General features: G+C 44.1%; 12 protein-coding genes and 1 tRNA gene. 7 read left to right on the top strand and 6 right to left on the bottom strand.

Annotation, left to right across the window (positions count from 1 at the left end; all coding sequences use genetic code 11):
* Positions 1-94 precede the first annotated feature (94 nt).
* Together VB118_04480 and VB118_04475 are read right to left on the bottom strand one after the other, a co-directional pair.
* Positions 95-1,873: a hypothetical protein gene (locus VB118_04480; protein ID MEA4831859.1), complete on the bottom strand. Its 1,779-nt coding sequence runs from the start codon at positions 1,871-1,873 to the stop codon at positions 95-97.
* Positions 1,874-1,970: 97 nt separating this feature from the next.
* Positions 1,971-2,819, bottom strand: coding sequence for a M55 family metallopeptidase (locus VB118_04475; protein ID MEA4831858.1), 849 nt, complete (start codon positions 2,817-2,819; stop codon positions 1,971-1,973).
* A 491-nt stretch (positions 2,820-3,310) separates the two neighbouring features.
* Between VB118_04475 and VB118_04470 the strand changes: the two genes are divergently transcribed.
* Positions 3,311-4,801, top strand: coding sequence for a hypothetical protein (locus tag VB118_04470; GenBank protein MEA4831857.1), 1,491 nt, complete (start codon positions 3,311-3,313; stop codon positions 4,799-4,801).
* Positions 4,802-4,874: 73 nt separating this feature from the next.
* Here the strand turns inward: VB118_04470 and VB118_04465 are convergent, their stop codons facing one another.
* The 3 genes from VB118_04465 to VB118_04455 are packed head-to-tail and all read right to left on the bottom strand — an operon-like array spanning position 4,875 to position 6,264.
* Positions 4,875-5,138 carry a hypothetical protein gene (locus VB118_04465; protein MEA4831856.1) on the bottom strand — a complete coding sequence of 88 codons (264 nt, stop codon included), beginning with the start codon at positions 5,136-5,138 and terminating at the stop codon, positions 4,875-4,877.
* 50 nt (positions 5,139-5,188) lie between these two features.
* The gene (locus VB118_04460) at positions 5,189-5,920 is read right to left on the bottom strand and encodes a GH25 family lysozyme (GenBank protein MEA4831855.1); all 732 of its coding nucleotides are present in this window, start codon (positions 5,918-5,920) and stop codon (positions 5,189-5,191) included.
* Between the two features lie 35 nt (positions 5,921-5,955).
* On the bottom strand, positions 5,956-6,264 hold the full coding sequence (locus tag VB118_04455; protein MEA4831854.1) for a hypothetical protein: 309 nt from the start codon (positions 6,262-6,264) through the stop codon (positions 5,956-5,958).
* Positions 6,265-7,006: 742 nt separating this feature from the next.
* Here VB118_04455 and VB118_04450 point away from each other — a divergent pair.
* From VB118_04450 to VB118_04440, 3 genes are all read left to right on the top strand, one after another.
* Positions 7,007-7,687, top strand: a complete 681-nt coding sequence (locus VB118_04450) for a lysophospholipid acyltransferase family protein (GenBank protein ID MEA4831853.1) — start codon at positions 7,007-7,009, stop codon at positions 7,685-7,687.
* A 491-nt stretch (positions 7,688-8,178) separates the two neighbouring features.
* Positions 8,179-8,478, top strand: coding sequence for a CrcB family protein (locus VB118_04445; GenBank protein ID MEA4831852.1), 300 nt, complete (start codon positions 8,179-8,181; stop codon positions 8,476-8,478).
* 55 nt (positions 8,479-8,533) lie between these two features.
* Positions 8,534-10,054, top strand: coding sequence for an IS5 family transposase (locus VB118_04440; GenBank protein MEA4831851.1), 1,521 nt, complete (start codon positions 8,534-8,536; stop codon positions 10,052-10,054).
* A gap of 81 nt (positions 10,055-10,135) precedes the next feature.
* On the opposite strand, the gene VB118_04435 is transcribed toward VB118_04440, so the two are convergent.
* Positions 10,136-10,209: transfer RNA gene (locus VB118_04435), tRNA-Gly, on the bottom strand.
* 273 nt (positions 10,210-10,482) lie between these two features.
* Here VB118_04435 and rpsB point away from each other — a divergent pair.
* The 3 genes from rpsB (at position 10,483) to ileS (ending at position 15,903) form a co-directional block, all read left to right on the top strand.
* Positions 10,483-11,247, top strand: a complete 765-nt coding sequence (gene rpsB, locus VB118_04430; GenBank protein MEA4831850.1) for a 30S ribosomal protein S2 — start codon at positions 10,483-10,485, stop codon at positions 11,245-11,247.
* A 41-nt stretch (positions 11,248-11,288) separates the two neighbouring features.
* Positions 11,289-12,218 (top strand): translation elongation factor Ts, encoded by a 930-nt coding sequence (gene tsf / locus VB118_04425; GenBank protein ID MEA4831849.1) that lies wholly within the window; start codon positions 11,289-11,291, stop codon positions 12,216-12,218.
* A 556-nt stretch (positions 12,219-12,774) separates the two neighbouring features.
* Positions 12,775-15,903, top strand: a complete 3,129-nt coding sequence (gene ileS, locus VB118_04420; protein ID MEA4831848.1) for an isoleucine--tRNA ligase — start codon at positions 12,775-12,777, stop codon at positions 15,901-15,903.
* The last annotated feature ends 220 nt before the right edge of the window (positions 15,904-16,123 follow it).

Here is a 16,123-nt window from a genome sequence, read left to right as displayed (position 1 = left end):
ATGCTATCATTCATCTCTTTTTTTCAATATATAAGCATAAACAATATCCGGGAGACTTTTCTCGAAAAGTCTCCCGGCATATATTAAGTACGGATTAAAACTCGCATTCAAAAACCTGTTCTTCGCAGCTTGCGAAAACGCGTCCAGACGGCGCTGAGCAAATACGATTTACATAGCGCTCAAATTCATAAATAAATTCGAAATTGCCGTCGCAGTCCAGCTTACCCATGCGGTTCTCGGTCGAAAAGACGAACATATTCTTTTTCGGAACAACAATGAGGCCAGAAATGCGGAAATCAACCGGTATCTTTTTTATTGTCTTGAAGTTGTCGGAGGAATACCATAAATACTGCTTATTCTCTTCCCCGTCATAGCATGCGACGCAAACAACGCCGTCCAGCATTGCCGCGCCCGCAAAGTACTTTTTACCGCAGTCGATTGATTCGACAAGGTTGAGATCGCAGTCAAGACGGAAAACATATGTCGGGACATCGCGAGTCGGCATTCCGTTGCCCTGTCCGCAGGTTATGGCATAAACATACTTTCTGTCGGCAAAAATACCGCCGATTGCGTAATCATTGATTTTGTTTTCCCATATTGCCGTCTCGTTTGTATCTATGCATAGCTTTGTCACGGCTCCGCCGTATACTCCGTAATTTGCCATCAATCCGGTGTAAATATTACCATCCGGCCCGATTATTGACCTGCCTTCCGGACGGGCATAGCCCTCTGATGAAAAGAGCCTGAACGTATTAGGATTTGTATTGTCTTCCTGGCTCCAGGGTTTATCGGGATAATACACGATATGCATACAACCGATATATGCCGTCAGATAAACTCGATCCTTAATCGGCACAATGCCGTAAACCTCGCCGCCGTTATCTGTCACTTGGTTTGTATTCTTAAAGCTGCCCGTATCCGGATCAAGACTAAATATCGTCTGACCGAATCCGGAGGCGCCCCATACATTATCCTTTTCATCGCATGCGATATTCATAATTCCCGTCGGAGGCGGAATTACCGGATTCTTGCGGACATAGCTTTGACCGTTCTCATCGATATACTTATATCCCTGCTTGTATATAAACGCTTTTGTACCGTCGGAAAGAAGAGATCTATCTTTCTCCGAATTGACGGGGGCGGGAAGCTGATCCGCGGAAATCTGCTTGCATGTCTTTCTGTCAAAGTAAGCGGTGCCATCAGCATCTTTTTTATCAAAAAAGCCGCCCTTTGCGTCTTTGACACCGAAATAAACGTCATTAATAGTTGTGATATTACCCGGTATATTGGCGGTCACTTTCTTTTCATAAATATTGTACACACATACGTTCGGAACGTCCATTCCGCTCGAAACAAGAATATTTCCGCTTCCGTTAACATCCGCGTAAACCGTGCGGGAATAATAATTGCCTGTATATTCGTCGCATCTCGTCACCACTTCCGCTTCCATGGTTTCGGGAGAATATTTTACAATTACGTTTCCGTAATATGTTCCGCCGTAAAGGTTTCCATCAGATGCCATTACGAGATTCCAAACATAAGTGTTGCCGGGAACATATGTTGTTTTAATGAATTTCCTGTCGATAAGGTCAAATGTATGTATCGCGCCCTTGGTGGCGCATGTTCCGATTGCGACGCGTCTTTCATCCACTCGGCAGACCGCCCATGCTCCGTTGTCGCACGGAAATAAATAGCTTTCACCCGTATCTGTTTTAGGATCAATTATCGCGAATATTCCTGTACCTCCGTCGACAAAGCTCGTAAACATCAGCTTGTCTTTTCCGTCCTTCGGATCGTTCATCACGGAAGCGTTCAATACGCAGAAATTCCGGCTTGGAGATTCGATATACTTCGGCTTTTTTAATTTGTCCATCTGGTTTTATGATTCTCCTGTCTTATATTGCGGCGGCAAGCGCCATTTTTGTAAATATGTATAACTTTTAAAGTATATTCAGGTCTTTTCGGTTTCTTTAAGGATGGCTTGTTTTTTTCATCTGGGAGTTGAACAGAGAAATAATGCTGTCTTCCGAACGCTTTTCATATATATCAGACTCAGAGCTTCCTCTTTCGCGATAATTCCATACATACGGAGGCTTTGGGAATGATGGCATCGTAAAGTAAGCTTTCCCTTTTTTATAAAGCTTATCAACAGCCTCATATGCTCCTTCTTTTAAAAGAGCACACGCTTTTTTGGGATGCAGATGAATAGCGGGCGTATTGAAAGTCTCGTATGCTTTCGCATCCAGGTATTTTCCGTCATCTTTACGCAGACCCCATTTTGTGTATACGGCAACACATTCCGGAACCAGCTCTGTCGCTTCCTTTGCAAAAGCTTTGTCACCGCCGGCAAAAATTACGGGAACTCCGAGCTCATGCGCGCAATAAGCCACATCGATATACTCGCTTGTTTCCGTACCGTTAACCGAAGTATATAACGTTGAAAAGCTGCCTGTATGGGCAAGATGCGCAAATTTCGTGCCGCTTTTAGCATGCTGTCCGACCCACATCACGGCATCAAAGCTCGAATCCAGACCGAACGGATACTCAAGCCCTCGCATATTGAGATAAAGAGCTCTTTCGTCGAGCAGTTCTGGATCTATCGCTCCGCAGCCGTGTCCGTCGCAAACGACCACCTCTGTTTTTGCTTCGCCGTTTCCGTTCGCTTTCTCAGCGGCAAATATGCCGGAAATAACCGCGTTGAGCTCATTTGTGGAAAGCCGGTTCGCGTTTTCTTTATATTTGCTGTTCTCGTAAATCCATTCCGGAGCGTCAAGAACTCCGCAAACACCTTCGATATCAGAAACTATGAAATACTTCATGCGTATCGGTCTCCTAAAAATATTAAGAAAGAAAATCGAGCACTTGTTCCAGTTTTCCTCTTTGTAATATTATTCTAAATGTTATTTTGCGGGAAAGCAATACTTTTTCGCAAAATGGTTTCGTCAATATTCACAAAGCGGTGAATGATTTTCATGCGCGCTTCATAAAAATATAATTATGTCTGCTTTTATATAAATTTTTGCATAATAAACAGACAAAATCCAAACATTATAAGCTATATTTTAATTTATGTCATTTTCAACAAATCAATCAATGTTGTTTTGGATGTATTAACAATAATGAATTATTTAATGAATTCAATGTTGATATTTTCAGAATTTTATACTATAATATAAATGTAAAGAAAAGTGCTTGTCTTCCATGCTGCTTATTGCGCATACAAATACTTAAAGCTCTGATGCAGGACAGGCTAAAAACATCACAATCGCATGAGATAATGCATACCATATTTTTTAGAAAGAGGTAAACGATGAAAAAATTTTTGTCTTTGGTAGTAATCACAGCGTTTTTGCTATCTGCATTTTGCGCATGCTCCCCGGAAACCTCCGGAAAAACAGGATCGACCCAGACTTCCACAGCTGATACATCAGCGAAAACAAGTGAAATATCCCGCGCAAATACTCCCGATAAGCTGCCTGATGATATTGATTTTGGCGGTCGGACCATTACTCTGTTTGTACGCGGAGACGGAAACGAGGTTTGGACCGAATCGGAGACTCAGGAGCTTATAAATGATGCCGTATACAATCGCATCCAGCGTGTTGAGGATAGGCTTAAATGTAAAATCGAAGTGTACAACGCCGGAGGCGCAAACACCGACATGCTCGCTGCGATCCGCAATCAGGTAAACACCGGTTCTTCCGAATGTGACCTGGCCGTATGTCCGAGATATTACAGCATTTCACTTGCTCCCGAGGGATGTCTCGTTAACCTCACCAATTACAGCAATTATATAGATTTCGACGCCCCGTGGTATCAGAAAGGCTTTATAAAGGCCGCGACAATCGGGCTTGATAAGATATACTTTGTCACCGGAGACGCCTCTTATTCAAGCTTTACAATTGCACAGGGACTTGCTTTCAATAAAAAAGTATATGAAGACAATCTTCATACCAGCGCCGACGAACTGTATCAGCTGGTCCTCGATAAAAAATGGACGCTCGATAAAATGATTGAAATATGCAAGGGCGTTTACCAGGACGACGGAAACGGACAGGCAGATGACAAAGACATATATGGCTTCGGGATCACGCCGAATGCCGCTATGATACCTTATGTCGTCGGATGCGGTGTTGAGCTTTCAAAATATGACGATGACGGCATGCCGGAGCTCGCTCTTAATACGCCGAAAACAGTTGAGTTCGTCGCAAAGACGATTGATTTGCTCAACAACACAACAGGCGTTTTCAATCCCGGAACGAGTCAGGAGGCATATGACCTCACTATTGCGAAATTTAAGGGCGGCACTCTTATGATGACTAAGTGTGACATTAAAGATCTTGGCAGCTATCGCGATATGTCAGACGATTACGGTATGCTTCCGTTTCCTATGTATGACGAGAATCAGGATAATTACCGCTCATATGTCGGCGATTATTCCACAATGTGGGCTATTCCGAAAACAGCCGAAGATATTAATTCTTCCGCTATTTTTCTGGAAGCTTTCTCAGCCGACGGATACCGATATGTCACTCCGACAATTTACGAAACGGCTCTCAAAAAGGCATATGCCCGCGACGACAAGCTCTCTCAGATGCTCGACATAATAAATTCAACAGTTACATATGATTTCGCCAGCCTGCATTCTTCGAAGCTTGAAGGCATAGAATACCTTCTGATCGGCGTTTTCGGAACCAAGGGCAGTAACTTCAGCTCTACTTATGAGGCAAAAGAACCCGCAATAACAGCAGCTCTTGAAAAATTAAAAGCCGATTATGAAAACGTATTTGACGAAGAATAAATAATAAGTTGAGGCATGGCGACGAAATGACGCCATGCCTTTTTTATAATATTTGAATCGTTAAGGCTGTCGGTTATTCTTCCCCGTTGTTATTTCCCGACTTATTGATATCTGGGCTTTCGGCCTTTATGCCGGCACTTATTAAAGCGCGGGCTATGTCTACCCCGCTTTCTCCGAAAATATAAACACAAAGCGCAATTATCCCCTTAGTTATCAATTCGACCTCCTCTGACGTAAGTTGATTTTTAAAAATTACTGTTAGAATCGTCACCAAAAACGCCGCTACAGCCGCCCACAGCTTTCTGCTTGTCAGCTTTTGCTTCCACATAATGCTCATTTTTTCTCCTTCATATAGTTTATCCTGTTATGTTTATATACCTGAATCATCTATTTCCCGACAGCGTTATATATCTTTCGCCACAGCTCTTTTGCATACTCATATTTGTTTATGTAATCTATTGTACATTGTTCAAAGCCGCATATCCGGGCTGTCTGTTCTTCATAAAAGCTCTCCGGCACCCAGAATCCGATATTTACATCTGTCCGTCCGTAAATCCCGCGAACAGAATCAAAGCCGTATTGCCATATTTTAAGCTTTTCACCGCAATCATCCGGTTTTGTTTCCGACCAGTGCGCCTGCCAGATATCAAGATCCGCAAGAAGCTTCATATCAAGCCTGTATCTCATATAATTTCTGTTTGTATACAGCATAGGCGCAAAGCCCGCGGAACAAACTCTTTCGCAGAAAGCTAATATCAGCTCTGATAATCGCTTCCTCTCAAAGCCTTTAAAAATACTTTCTTCTTCAACGTCAACTGCCGCCCATAGCTTAATCTGCGGATGGAATGGTTCTATTGCTGATATGAAATAATCGGCCTCTTCAACCGCTTTTTCCACACTTTCCGCCGTAAAATAATGGTATACTCCGTTCATAATTCCAGCCGCTGAAGCGCCGGCTATATTTGCTTTGAATCGCGAATCGCAGAACAGGTACATCTGAGGTTTCATATATATGCTTTTACCCTGAGTCGCCTTTATCATGGCGAATTCCGTTCCTCCGGCCTTTACCGCGTTCCAATCTATCACGCCATTATGTACAGATACGTCAATACCGCGCATTTTTCATTCCTTTCTCTGATATTGTAAGTAAAACGTTACAGTACGGAGCTCATCAGATATCCTATCAGCCCTCCGGCGACAGCTGAAACGGCCGAAGTTACGAGACCATTCCAGCGTGACGAGGGCACATCTTCCAATTCTGACAATCTTTTTTCGTGTGTGCAGATAAGCTCGTTCGTATGTTTTAATTCAATAACCAGCGATACTATTTTATTGTTCGTTTCGGCAATGCTTTCACATAACCGCTCGAGCTTTTCGATCCGTTTATCATCCCGGCCGAATTTTTCTTCAAAGTTTTTACGCTTTGCCTCGCACAGCTCGTGCGTCATGAATCCATCGTTCATTTATATACCTATGCCTTTCCGCCGAACCGCGTTCTTTTGGCGGTTCCGGCTTACCGAAATTACATATGTTCAAACCGCAAAGGTCATATTTTACTGATTGAAAGCTTTAACTTTCAATCTTGCTCATTTTAATTCCGGCTTTATATTTTATATTTAATCAGTTTTAATAATCGTCTGTGATTATTTTATGACGCAACAATAACATCCACGGGCGGTGACATATAATGACTTGTCACTGATTATTAAACGGCATTTAAATAAGTCTTGTTTTATTATAGAGAAAAGCTCATATACCAGAGCTTTTTCTCTTTCAGCAGTAGTTATTTGAATGCCGAGTTAATAATAAAATGCTGTAAAAAGCCGCCATCCGGCGGCAAGTAAAGCATTTATTCAATATTATTAAATCAATGGCTGTACATAATAAATGTGCTCCTGCATCCATATAAACAAACAATAAATAATGAACCGAAGCTGAGAAATATTTTTTATTTACATTCATAGGATATATTGATGTTAATGCTTTCAGAATAGAAAGCAAACGTCTGTGCAGTGTTTTGTTATTCGGGCTTTATTAAAACAATATTATTTAACAGCTTTATAATAATTTTATCGCTTTTCATGAATATCGATAGCATGAATGGAAATAAATGAATATGGGATTATTTATGACAGTCTGTGATTTCTGCCGATCCTCATTGACATTATGCAGAATAATTAATTTATTCGTTGAGAAAGGATACACATGAAAAGGCTTTTTGAATATTCTGACGAAGCCCTTGGCGTACTGATTCGTTTTCTGTTGATGATCGGAATAAAATTGATTTGCAGACCGAAAATCTATTTTACTTCACCTGAAGTTCAAAAGTACATGATCGAAACACCTTCGGTTATCATATCAAATCACCTTCTGCTCATGGACGGAGCATTGATTGGCACAGCGTTTTACGGTCAAAAGGTTCATTTTATGATCGCCAAGGATCTGCTTTCAACTGAACCGAGACGTTGGATCGCATCAAAATGCCGCTGTATACCGCTCAAAAGATATGTTTCCGATACAAGCTGGCTAAAAAAAGGCGCAGAAGCTATTAAAAAAGGCAGCTCAATCTGTATTTTTCCGGAGGGTGATACCTCACGCAAGGGCGAAACAAAGCCGTTCAAACCCGGTTTTGTTCTGCTTGCGCTCCATTCCGGCGCTCCAATACTGCCAGTTTGTCTCGAAGGTCCGTATAAAATCTTCGGGAAGAGGCAGAGAATCCTTATTGATAAACCTATTCAGCTCGTAATTCCCGCGGAAGGTATTACTTCTGATTTTGTCCGCAGCGCAACTCGGCTTATCAACGAACGCGTCCTGTATCTTCAGGAGCTTTTGCGTGAAAAGACAAATTTTGTTGAATGCGAGCACAAACGCAGAGCCGTGCTTTAAAATTAAAGCATATGAAAAAATCCGGCTCCGCGTCAATGAAGTATTTTAAGCTGCCGGTGCTTTTTCCTATGCTAATTCTGATTATAGCATTATTAACTGCTTGCCCGGAGATATAGTAAGTTTGTATCTAGTAGCTCGCAGAACCACCCTTCATAAATACCTTTTGGGAAGCCTTGCAGGAAATCTGCCGGGAATAATTGCCGTTACACTGATCGGTTCAAGCATTACCGATCTAACATCTCCGGTTTTATTTTTTTCTGCTGCCATAGCTTCTCTTTCGATATTGTCAATTATTATGTATGCTTATATAATCAAGAGAAAGAAAAAGCATAAATTCGGAACGTATATGGCAAGCTTTCACCTATTGACTTTCTCACACTAGACTGTTATACTTATCACAGAAAAAAATAATCCCGTTAAATTGCACTTAAAAAGCTAATGACTTCTGCGCTTGCAGAAGCGTTGGCTTTTATTTTCTTGGAGGTATGACCATGCAATCGGTTTTGTTTGTCGGACTCGGAGGCTCTATAGGAGCAATTTTAAGATATATTCTTGGCAGGATACCCATATCAGAGAATTTCCCGATTATGACGATGATCATAAATTTTCTCGGATCTTTCGTCATCGGTCTTATTTTCGGTTTTTTTGAAAATAATGACACTGTCGATTGCAATTGCAATTTCAATTGCAATCGCAATACAGTTCTTTTCCTGCAAACAGGTTTATGCGGAGGCTTTACCACCTTTTCAACCTTTTCTCTTGAAACCGTAAATCTACTTCATGCCCGCTGAACAAAAGAAAATATACAGCAAGGCAAGACAAATCGCAAGAATTATGGTATAATAAGTGCAAGGAAAATGGCCGAAACATGTTAAAAAGCTTGCACTTGGGGGCGACGAGATGTATAAATACAGCAACGGGCAGATCAGTCTTGAGGATTTCAAACAACCAATAGGCATGAATCTGAAGGAAAGCAACCGCTGGGTAAAGAAAGCCCAGACGATACCGTGGTTGGAAATTGAGAAAAGGTATGCAGCTCTGTTCAAGAATCGAAAAGGTAATGTCGCAAAACCGTTGCGTATGGCGCTTGGCGCATGCATCGTACAAGCGGAATATGGATATTCTGACGAAGAAATCACACTTCAGCTTCAGGAAAATCCATATCTGCAATATTTTTGCGGTTATCTCGAATATGACGATAACAGGCTTCCGTTCGACCCGTCTCTGATGGTATATTTTCGCAAACGTTTGACGCCGGAAATTCTCGGCGAGATCAACGAAATGATTATCGAAAAAGCTGTTAAAGAAGCCCCAATGCCATTGGAAGATGAGAATGATTATACTGATCACAATGACGACAATGATGAAGATGACAAGCCGGAGCCTCCGCAAAACGGCGGAACCATGATAGTCGACGCGACCTGCGCGCCATCGCAGATCAGCTTTCCGCAGGACACAAAGCTTTTAAACAGCGCTCGTGAAGCGACTGAGGAACTGATTGATACCTTGCATGTTCCAGGAACAAAAAAGCCCCGTACATACCGAAAAAAAGCGCATAAGAATTTTCTCAAAATATCCCGCACCCGCAAACCAACCGCAAAAAAGATACGTAAAGCTATTGGGAAACAGCTTGGATACATCAGGAGAAACCTTGAAAACATAAAAATAATATCTGAAAACAGTGCAAAACTGACGATTAGGCAAGCGGAACAGCTGAAAACAATAGAGAAGATTTACGAACAGCAAAAGTATATGTTTGACAACCGCGTACACAGTGTTCCCGATCGTATAGTGAGTCTGTCTCAACCGTGGATCCGTCCGATTTTGCGCGGGAAAGCAAAGGCTCCTGTCGAGTTCGGCGCGAAACTGGACATCAGCGTCGTTGAAGGGTGGACGCGGCTTGAGTTTATTTCATTCGACGCGTATAACGAATCGACAAAGCTGACAGAGATGATTGAGCGTTACCGGGAACGTACCGGACATTATCCGGCAAGAGTGCTTGCCGACAAAATCTATCGAAATCGTGATAACCTTAAGTTTTGTTCCGAACACAGAATACGGCTTTCCGGCCCGGCACTCGGAAGGCCAAAATTAGGTGAAAAAGAGGATATTAGGAATAAAAAACAGAATTACCTTGACGAGTGCGAACGTATCGAAGTTGAACGCAAGTTTAGTTTGGCAAAGCGTAAGTGCGGACTCGGATTGATTGTGGCGAGACTGTCGGAAACAGCACGTCACTGTATCGCTATGTCTGTTATTGTCCTGAACCTGAAAAAGGTTCTTTGCGCCTTTTTTGTGTTCCTATATTGTTTGCTAATAACACATCATCTACCGCAGCGAAATTTGAAATTCGTATTTGTTCAGTAGACATTAAGTATAACACAAAATTATCACAACAGAAAACAAAACTCCATGTGCGGGTTCATCCCCCGACACATGGAGTTTTGCTGGAGCGGATGACGGGAATCGAACCCGCGTGTTCGGCTTGGGAAGCCGACGCTCTGCCATTGAGCTACATCCGCATTTTTTCACTGGGCATTATTATACATCAGGGAAAGCCGTTTGTAAATACCGAATAAAAATATATGACAAGCGTATATGTGAATATTTTGTAAATTTTGGTCGAGAGCGTTTTAAAATTGGAATTACAGTTGAAAATTAATTTAAAATGTGATATAGTATAGCGGCAATTCACACACGTCACGTTGCTTGACGGGGGTGCCTGCATGCGCAGGTATCGTCATTCCGCGCCGTGGTGGTTAAAAAACCCATATTTAAGGAGGACATATTAAATTATGTCAGTTATTTCTATGAAGCAGCTTCTCGAAGCCGGTGTTCATTTCGGACATCAGACGAGAAGATGGAACCCGAAAATGGCTGAGTACATTTTCACCCAGAGAAACGGCATATACATCATTGACCTTCAGAAGACCGTTAAAAAAGTCGAAGAGGCATATGCCTTTGTCCGCGATACCGCGATCGATAACGGAACTATTCTGTTCGTCGGCACAAAAAAGCAGGCTCAGGACGCGATTAAAGAAGAAGCTGAAAGAGCCGGTATGTACTTTGTAAACGCGCGCTGGCCGGGCGGAATGCTCACCAACTATAAAACCATAAAAAAGAGTATCTCCCGTCTTCAGAACCTCCGCAAGCTTGAAGAAGACGGAACCTTTGAGCTCCTCCCCAAGAAAGAAGTCCTCGCTCTCAGAAAAGAGATGGAGACTCTCGAAAGAGATTACGGCGGAATCAAGAACATGAAGGATCTTCCCGACGCCATATTCATTGTCGACCCCCACAAGGAAAGAAACGCAGTCAACGAAGCAAAAAAGCTCGGTATTCCGATAGTCGCTATCGTCGATACCAACTGCGATCCTGACGAAGTCGATTATATCATCCCCGGCAACGACGACGCCATCCGCGCCATCCGCCTTATCGCCTCCGTCCTCGCGGACGCGGTCCTTGAAGGACATCAGGGCGAGCAGTTCTCCGAAGCAGCTGTTGCGGCAGCCGATGAATCAGTCAAGGTCAACGAAGAAGAGGATGTAAAACCCGAGGAATAATATCCGCTCTTTTACTATATAGAAGAAAGGTAATTTTATATATGGCAATAACAGCAAAACAGGTCGCCGATCTGCGCGCAAAGACCGGAGTCGGCATGATGGAATGCAAAAAGGCCCTCACCGCCGCCAACGGCGACGACGAAGAGGCAATAAAGATTCTCCGCGAAAAGGGCCTCTCAGTCGCCGCGAAAAAATCCGGCAGAGTCGCCGCGGAAGGCGTCGTCGACATTGCGTACTGCGATGAATGCAAGACCGCCGCAATGATCGAAGTAAATATTGAAACAGACTTTGCCGCAAAGAATGAAACCTTTGCAAATTTCGTCAAGGACATTCTCGGTGTCATCCTCAAATATAAACCCGCGGATATCAACGCGCTCAACGCGCTCCCGTTTTCCGCGGATATGACAGTCGAAGCGGCAGTCAAGGACAAGATCTTCACAATCGGCGAAAACATCAATATCCGCCGTTTTACAGTCGTCGAAGGCACGATCAGCACATATGTGCACGGTAAAGGCGCGATCGGCGTCATAGTTAAAATGGCCGAGCCCGCAAGCGACAATCCCCTCTTTGCGGAAGCCGCGAAGAACATGGCTCTTCAGATCGCCGCCATGGGTCCGCAATATCTTGACGAGGCCTCCGTTCCCGCAAGCGTTATCGAAAGCGAAAAGGAAATTATCGCCGCCACGATTAAGAATGACGAGGCCAACGCGAAAAAGCCCGCCAACATCATCGACAAGATGGTCCTCGGCAAGCTTTCCAAATTCTATGAAACGAACTGCCTGCTTCTCCAGAGCTATGTAAAAGACGATCAACTCAACGTAAAGAAGTATCTTGCTTCCGTTTCCGCTGAGATCGGCTCTCCCGTCGCCGTCGAAGCGTTTTATAAATACGAACGCGGCGAAGGCATTGAGAAGAAGGAAGAAAATTACGCCGAGGAAATCGCAAAGCTGGCCGGGATCGCGACGAAGTAATCACAGAGTTATCTCGCAAAAATAGTACCGTTACGCAATAATAAAAAACGATGAAAAAGAGAGTAAGCCTTCCTGAACCGCAACAGAGAAAAGGGGCTTCGGATTAATCCGGAGAGTGGAACCCCCGCGGGGACGGACGTGCCGAAAATCACTTTGGAGTTGCGCGCCCAACGCCTCGGATATCCGCAGGCTGTTAAGCGCCGCCGGGAATTCCCGTCACAGAATAAGCGCGTATTTGCGCGCGATATAACGGGTGGTCATGAGATTTTTAAAGTCTCGTCCTGTTAGGACGGGACTTTTTGCTTTGTATTATTAACTTGGCATTTAAATAGGACTTGTTTTATAAGAGAGAAAAGCCCATATACCAGAACCTTTTTACTCATTAAGCGGTAATTATTTAAATACCGAGTTAACAAAAAGAGCGGTAGGAGAACGCGGCAAGAAACTTCATTCACTATTTACAGGCTGCTGCTGTTACTGCTGTTGCCGTTCACGGACAGCAACAAAAAAAGCAAAAAAGCAACAAACAAAAAAACAACCGGGAGGTTAATATAAAATGTACAATAAAGTAACCACGGATCTTAATTTTACCGAGAGGGAAAAGGAAATCGAAAAATTCTGGCGCGAAAACCGGATATTCGAAAAAAGCATTGAAAACCGCAAACAAGGCGAAACATATACCTTTTATGACGGTCCGCCGACAGCAAACGGAAAGCCACACATCGGACATGTGCTGACGAGAGTTATAAAGGATATGGTTCCAAGATATCAGACCATGAAGGGCAAAAAAGTGCTCAGAAAGGCCGGATGGGACACTCACGGACTTCCCGTAGAGCTTGAGGTCGAAAAAAAGCTGGGACTGGACGGCAAGGATCAGATTGAAAAATACGGCCTGATTCCGTTTATAAACGAATGCAAGGAAAGCGTATGGAAATATAAGGGTATGTGGGAGGATTTTTCCCGCACGGTCGGATTTTGGGCCGATATGGAAAATCCATATGTGACATACCACAATAATTATATAGAATCCGAATGGTGGGCGCTGAAACAGATATACGAAAAAGGTCTTTTGTACAAGGGCTTTAAAATAGTGCCGTATTGCCCGAGATGCGGAACTCCTCTTTCAAGCCACGAGGTAGCGCAGGGATATAAGGACGTAAAGGAAAAATCCGCGATAGCCAAATTCCCTGTCGAGGGCGAAAACAACACTTTCTATCTTGCATGGACGACGACACCCTGGACTCTCCCGTCCAACGTCGCGCTCTGCGTCAATAAAAACGTGGACTATGTAAAGGTGAAAGCCGAAAGCGGAGAATATTTCATACTTGCCAAGGCGCTCTGTGAGAGTGTGCTGAAGGGCGGATATGAGATCGTCGGCGAATTCAAAGGCACGGAGCTTGAACGCAAGAGATACATCCCTCTTTATGACTTTGACAAAGTCGGCGAAAAGGCGTTTTACATCACCTGCGACGATTATGTTACGATTTCAGACGGCACGGGCATTGTCCATATTGCTCCGGCTTTCGGAGAAGACGACAATCGCGTGGGAAAGAAATACGGACTTCCGTTTGTTCAGATGGTCGGCAGCAAGGGCGAAATGAAAGAAAAGACTCCCTGGGCCGGAATGTTCTGCAAGGACGCCGACAAAGAGGTGTTTTACGATCTCAAAACGCGCGGTCTGCTTTACGCTTCGCTTCCGTTTGAGCATTCATATCCCTTCTGCTGGAGATGCGATACCCCGCTTATATATTACGCCCGCGATTCGTGGTTCATAAAGATGACCGACGTAAAGGACAAGCTGATAGCAAATAATGAAACGATAAACTGGATCCCGGAAACAATAGGAAAAGGCAGATTCGGCGAATGGCTGAGAAATGTGCAGGACTGGAGCATAAGCCGAGACAGATACTGGGGCACGCCGCTCAATATCTGGGAATGCGAATGCGGACACCGTCATTCAATCGGAAGCATAGCCGAATTAAAGTCGATGAGCGATAACTGTCCGGACGACATAGAGCTTCACAAGCCTTATATAGACGCCGTAACCATAAAATGTCCGAAGTGCGGCGGACAGATGAAACGTACCAAGGAAGTCATTGACTGCTGGTTTGATTCCGGCGCAATGCCGTTTGCGCAGTGGCATTATCCTTTCGAAAACAAGGAAATATTCGATGATAATTTCCCCGCCGATTTCATAAGCGAAGCCCTTGACCAGACGAGGGGCTGGTTCTATTCGCTGCTGGCTATTTCCACGTTGATATTCGACCGCGCGCCATATAAAAACGTGATAGTGCTCGGTCTTGTGCAGGATGAAAACGGACAGAAAATGTCCAAATCAAAGGGCAACGCGGTCGATCCGTTCGACGCGCTTAAAAAGCATGGAGCCGACGCGATACGCTGGTATTTCTATTCGAACAGCGCGCCGTGGCTTCCTAACCGCTTTTACGACGCGGCCGTTACGGAGGGACAGCGCACATTCATGGGGACGCTGTGGAATACGTACGCGTTTTTCGTGCTGTACGCGAATATCGATAATTTCGACGCGGCCAAGCATAAGCTCGATGAAAGTAAAATGCGCGTATTGGACAAGTGGATCATATCAAAGCTCAACACGCTTACAAAAGTTGTCGACGAATATCTGGGTGATTATAAGATAACAGAGGCCGCGCGCGCTCTCAATTCCTTTGTGGATGAACTTAGCAACTGGTATGTCCGGCTTTCGAGAGAACGCTTTTGGTCGAGCGAGCTGACAGACGACAAGACGGCGGCATATATGACGCTTTACACCGTGCTTGTTACGCTTTCAAAGCTCTGCGCGCCGATGACGCCGTTCATGAGCGAATCGATTTACCGCAATCTCGTTTGTTCGATCAATCCTGCCGCGCCGGAAAGCGTTCATCTCTGCGATTATCCAGTCTTCGACGAATCGAAAATTGACAAGCCTCTTGAGGACAAAATGGAGGAAGTGGGCGAGATCGTCACATTGGGGCGCGCCTGCAGAAATGCCGCGGCCATCAAAAATCGCCAGCCGCTTTCACGCATGTTTGTCGGAGCCGAAAACGAGCTTCCCGAATTCTACAGAGATATCATATTGAGCGAGCTGAATATAAAATCGCTCGAATTTACCTCGGAGGTAGGCAAGTATATTAATTACAGCTTCAAGCCACAGCTTAAAACGCTCGGACCAAAGCTGGGAAAATCGATAGGAGAGCTGAAAAATCTTCTGGCCGCAATTGACGGAAAAGCCGCTATGGCGGAGCTTGACGCGACCGGATATCTTAAGGTTAAGCTTTCCGACGGTGAAAAGCAAATCGCAAAAGAAGACCTTCTCATAGAAAGAGCCAAGGTCGACGGCTTTATCGCCGATTCCGATCACGGAATCACGGTTGTGCTCGACACCACGCTGAATGAAGAGCTTATCGAGGAAGGATATGTGCGCGAGGTAATTTCAAAGCTGCAGACGATGCGCAAGGAGGCCGGATTCGAGGTCATGGACAACATTGCGGTATTCGCTGTCTGTGACGCGATGCTATGCGGCATCATAGCCAAAAACAAGTCTCAGATCATGCACGACACTCTCGCAAAATCCATAGAGCTTGTACCGTCACTGCCAGAAGAAACAGGATATGCGAAGGACTGGAGCATAAACGGAACCCCATGCTCTCTCTCCGTGAAAAAGCTGTAAATACGCGTTGACATAATCCAATATAATAAAATATAAACCGCAATAATTTCTTATCGTTAAAACTTTTCCTCAAAAGCTGTGGAAAACTCTGTGAAGAATGTGAAATATTCGATATATTTGACATGAGTTTTCCACAGCTTTGTGTTTTTAACAGAGTGCTCTGACTGTTTTTTGGTTTTTTTGTGATATATTTTCTCGTTTAATCGGGAAAAACGAATTT

The organism is Oscillospiraceae bacterium, from assembly GCA_034925865.1.
Taxonomy (GTDB): Bacteria; Bacillota; Clostridia; order Oscillospirales; family SIG627; genus SIG704.
This window is presented reverse-complemented; position numbering and strand designations above follow the sequence as displayed.